Origin of the sequence: Pseudotamlana haliotis, assembly GCF_008806375.1 — a bacterium.
Lineage (GTDB): Bacteria > Bacteroidota > Bacteroidia > Flavobacteriales > Flavobacteriaceae > Pseudotamlana > Pseudotamlana haliotis.
Window position 1 is genome coordinate 1 of record NZ_WAAT01000035.1, and the last position, 1,561, is coordinate 1,561.

At 29.3% G+C, this 1,561-nt stretch carries 1 protein-coding gene; it reads right to left on the bottom strand.

Going from position 1 to position 1,561, the window contains the following annotated elements:
* Positions 1 to 490: 490 nt before the first annotated feature.
* On the bottom strand, positions 491 to 1,444 hold the full coding sequence (locus tag F6U93_RS06200; protein WP_150937919.1) for a Fic family protein: 954 nt from the start codon (positions 1,442 to 1,444) through the stop codon (positions 491 to 493).
* Between the last annotated feature and the right edge of the window lie 117 nt (positions 1,445 to 1,561).

Sequence of the window (1,561 nt, forward strand, 5' to 3'; positions counted from 1 at the left end):
TTGTCGAATTTTAAGGTGTCCTAAAAAAGGGAAGCCTACATACCGCCCAGATTTTCAGTCCGCCGTAACAGATGAGCAATATTGGTGTCCGAAGTCGTCTGAGTAAGCAGAATCAGCTTTTTGAGCTTTGTTAAACAAATTTTAGCGTTTTGGGAGTCCGATGAGCTTCTTAATTGCGTACCGCTAGTGTCCGAAATCGCTAGAGTGAGTAGAATCCGATTGCGTAATATTTTTAAAGCTTGTTTTCGCTTTGATTCCAGGAGAATTGGTTTCTTGATTTTTTGAGGAAATCAGAGTTTTTTAGAGATAAATATTTAGGAAATGAGTGTTTTAAGTAGGAGTGAGGCGTTATACACAACGTTGTTGTATAAGGAAAGTTGTGGTTTTGTCAGCGAGGAATTTCCGAAGGAAATTCAGAAGTTGATAAAAATGCAACTGCCTTTAATTAAGCACTAATTTAGCAATTTTTTTTATACGGTGTTGTGCTCAGTTATTTTAAACGATAGATTGTCTTATTTTTTTCTCCTATTTTTTCAAATAAATTTAATTCTGCTCCTTTCTTTAAATCTCTACTTGCAGTCGCTGAAGAAATATCTTTAAAAATATCCATATAATCTTTTCTTGTAAATTCAGTTTTATTTAATGAAACATAGTATTCTAATCTATCTTTTTCATTTAGAGTTCGATTATTAAAATCTAATAGTTCACTTATTGAAATGTCAATAACGTTTAGCATATATTCAATAAACTTAGTTGACTTTCCGGATTTATCACTTTCAGCTAAAGACTTGTAATATTTTTCCTGGTCTTTATTAATTAAAGTTTCAAAAGGCAAAAACTCAAAGATTGGATATTTTTCCATTAAAATTAAAGTTTGCCATAATCTTCCCATTCTTCCATTTCCATCCAAAAAAGGATGTATAAATTCCATTTCATAATGGAAAACACAACTTTTAATTAATTCAATTTCATCAGACTTTTTCAAATATTCAAAAAGGTCTTTCATTAAGTATGGTACATTTCCAAAAGGTGGTGCTAAATGCTCAACTTTTGAACCTTTTACAATTCCGACACTTTGATTTCTATATTTTCCAGAGTTTTCTATTAAACCTTCCATTAAGTTTTGATGTGCTTTTAAAAAGGATTTTTCATTTGAAGGATTGTAATCTTCTAAATTTTCATAGATTTTGATTGCATTTAAAACTTCAAGAACATCTTTTTTAGGACCAATAACTCTTTTGTTTTCAAGAAGTGCTGTTATTTGTTCTTCTGTAAGTGTATTCCCTTCTATTTTTAAAGAAGAATGAATAGTTTTTATTCTATTCTGTTTTCTCAATTTAGGTGAAGATCTGTTTAATAAATTAGCATTTACTTCTCCTATTTTTTCTGAAATAGAAGTTATTAATTTTAAAATAGAAGATGTTATTTCGTAAGGTGGTTTCATTTTTGATACTATCATTTGATACTATCAAAGATACAATCATTTAATCTGAATTATCTTATTAAACGTGATTTTTTATTGTCTCGTCCTGAAATATGGCTACAGGTTAAAATAGAAATT

Coding starts and splice junctions, on each gene's coding strand:
- F6U93_RS06200 (WP_150937919.1), bottom strand. CDS start 1,444: ATGAAACCACCTTACGAAATAACATCTTCTATTTTAAAATTAATAACT.